Source organism: Deinococcota bacterium, assembly GCA_030858465.1.
Classification (GTDB): Bacteria; Deinococcota; Deinococci; order Deinococcales; family Trueperaceae; genus JALZLY01.
In genome coordinates this window covers 1-2,628 of the sequence record JALZLY010000361.1, presented here as the reverse complement: position 1 = coordinate 2,628, position 2,628 = coordinate 1, and the positions used below count along the sequence as shown (strand labels likewise).

General features: G+C 66.3%; 4 protein-coding genes. 2 read left to right on the top strand and 2 right to left on the bottom strand.

Annotation, left to right across the window (positions count from 1 at the left end):
- Together M3498_17645 and M3498_17640 are read left to right on the top strand one after the other, a co-directional pair.
- A partial coding sequence (locus M3498_17645) for a carboxymuconolactone decarboxylase family protein (protein MDQ3461090.1) occupies positions 1–284 on the top strand: 284 nt, incomplete at its 5' end.
- 75 nt (positions 285–359) lie between these two features.
- A complete protein-coding gene (locus M3498_17640) occupies positions 360–770 on the top strand; it encodes a hypothetical protein (protein ID MDQ3461089.1) in 411 nt (136 codons plus the stop codon).
- A gap of 43 nt (positions 771–813) precedes the next feature.
- On the opposite strand, the gene iolC is transcribed toward M3498_17640, so the two are convergent.
- On the bottom strand, positions 814–1,803 hold the full coding sequence (gene iolC, locus M3498_17635) for a 5-dehydro-2-deoxygluconokinase (protein MDQ3461088.1): 990 nt from the start codon (positions 1,801–1,803) through the stop codon (positions 814–816).
- 25 nt (positions 1,804–1,828) lie between these two features.
- Positions 1,829–2,628 (bottom strand): 5-deoxy-glucuronate isomerase (gene iolB, locus M3498_17630; GenBank protein ID MDQ3461087.1); only part of this gene is annotated, 800 nt, incomplete at its 5' end.

The following is a 2,628-nucleotide window of genomic DNA, read 5'->3' as shown; positions in this document are numbered from 1 at the left end:
AGGACACCGACCCCGACCTCGCCAGGCTGATCATCGAGGTCGCCTACGAGGAGGTCTTTGCTCGCGGCGGCCTCGAGCTGAAGACGAGGGAACTCTTGGCGATCACCGCGCTCATGAGTGTCGGCAGCGAGAGCGAGCTGCGGACCCACATGCACGGCGCCTTAAACTGCGGAGCCAGCCGCGACGAGATCAAGGAGACCGTCCTTCAGGCCGCCATGTACCTGGGCTTTCCGCGGGCGCTTCTCGCCATGAGCGTCCTGAAGAGCATCAAAATCCCCTCTTGAAGCCCTCTCTTGACCGTATGCGCTCCTATTGTCGCCCTTTGGCGGCCCTGCTAGCTTGGCGCAAAGGAGCTTGCTATGAGCGACAGCGATGACAACAGCGATGACAACAGGGACAACGGCAGGGACAACGGCAGGGACAGCATGAGCGACACCGACAACGTCGAACGAAACTACGCGGCCGAGGACGACGGCTTTGACCTCAATGAGGACGTGGAGCTTCACGAGGATATCTGGGTAGTCGAGTGCGTCGGCGAGGACCAGGTGAACGATTTCCCCGACACGCTCGCCAAGATGGCCATGGACGCCACCGTGCCGACCACGGAGACCTGGATTCTCGTCTACCTGGACCAGGACGAGGCCCAGCAGGCGGCGGAGTATATAGGCGGCAACCTGTCGCGCGGGCGCATCGTCGAGACGGTGCCCGACGGGGTCAACAACTACGTCTACTTGGAGAGCGGCAACGTGCTCGTCTTCGAGGTGGCCTGATTCGAGGTGGCCTGAGGCCAAAGCCTAGCGCCCGCGCCAGCGGTCAAAACCCTCCCCCCTCCTCGACGAAGCGGAGCACCTCGTCCTCATAGCCCATGAAGTTGGCGCAGCCGTGCCGGGTCACCACGATAGCGCCGCAGGCATTGCCCATGCGGGCGCTTCTGAACCAGTCCCAGCCCTTGAGGCGGCCGTAGATGAAGCCGCTGGCGAAGGCGTCGCCGGCGCCCAGAATGTTGTAGATGTCCACGGTAAAGCCGGGAGCGTCGATTCTTTCGCCGCTGCGCAGGTGAACGGTCGCGCCCTTGGCCCCTCGCTTGACGACCAGCGCCTGGGGACCGCTCGGCAGCTCGAGCAGCGCCTTGATATTCCCTTCGACGTCGCCCCCGATTTCCGGCGCGGACACCTGCTGGTCGATGATTCTTAGCTGCGCGGGGTCGCTCAGCATGGCGGCGTTGACCTCCTCCTCGGTGCCGATAGCCACATGGGCGAGCGGCAGCAGGGCTCGAGCGTTCACCCCGTACGCGCGCGGGTCGTGCCACTGGTCGGCGCGGAAGTCGAGGTCGAAAAAGACCTGAGTCCCGGCGGCGCGAGCGCGCTCGGCGGCGAAGAAGGTGGCGCTCCTTCCCGGCTCCTTGCTCAGGCCGGTGCCGGAGAGCTCGAGTGCCCGGCTCTCGGCAATGGGCGCGGCCAGGACGTCGTCGATCGTCAGTTGCACGTCCGCCGCATTGTCACGGTAGAAGACCAGCGGGAACCTGTCGGGCGGCTCGATGCCCAAGACCACCGCGCTCGTGCGGGCGCCCGGCTTGCGCGGGATGAAGCGAGTCTCGACGCCTTCACGCTCGAGGAAATGGAGAACGAAGTTGCCGACCTGATCGTCGCCCACCGCGGTGAGCAGGGCGACCTCGAGGCCCAGACGTTTCGCGCCGACCGCGATGTTGGTGGGGCTGCCGCCCACGTAGGCGGCGAAGCTCTCGATGTCGACGAAGGGGGCGCCCACCTCACGAGCGTAGAGGTCGATCGACGAGCGGCCCATGGTGATGAGGTCGTACTGGGCCACGCTAGCGCCCCGAACCCCTGAGCGGCAGCCTGAGCCGGTCTTGCCCACCTTCCCAGTTGCCCCGCACCCAGGCGAGTTGCGGCTCGTCGCGAGCGACCCAGGAGGGTGTTTCTCCGGCCAGGAAGTTGAGGTAGTAACAGTCATAGCCGGGCGCGGCCACCACCGGATGGTAGCCCTCCCTGACCAGGACCGCGTCGCCGTGCCGGGCCAGGACCACCTCGTCGAGCTTGCGGTCGTCGCTGTAGAGGCGCTGCATCGCCCAGCCGTCCTCGGGCTTCAGGCGGTAGTAGTAGACCTCCTCGAGCTCGACTTCATCGGGCGGGTCCTGCACGTCGTGCTTGTGCGGCGGGTAGCTCGACCAGTTGCCCGAGGGAGTGTAGACCTCGACGCAAAGCAGCTTTTCGGCGTCGCCGGGGTCCAGGATGTGCGAAATCTGCCTGGTGACGTTGTGCCCGCCGCGGATCTCCACCTTGACGTCGCCTGGGGTGATGAGACGCGGCGGGAGCTTGCCTTCGGCGGGCGCCCGGCCAAAGGCAATTTCGACAGGCGTGGTGGGTTTGAGCGTGTAGGTCTGGTCAGGCGGCAGGTAGAGCGCGTGCGGCAAACCCGCGAACACGCCGCGGCGGCCGTGGACGGTCCAGCGCTCTCCGGCCGCCTCGACGACAGCGTCGCCGGAGAGGAAGACCATGCAGACCTCGTCGCCCTCCGTCTTGCCCGTCACCGCCTGGCCTGCCCCATAGGCCATCACGCAGAACTCCAGAAAGCGCCAGCCCGCGCGCTCCGCCGTGACCTCGACCTGGG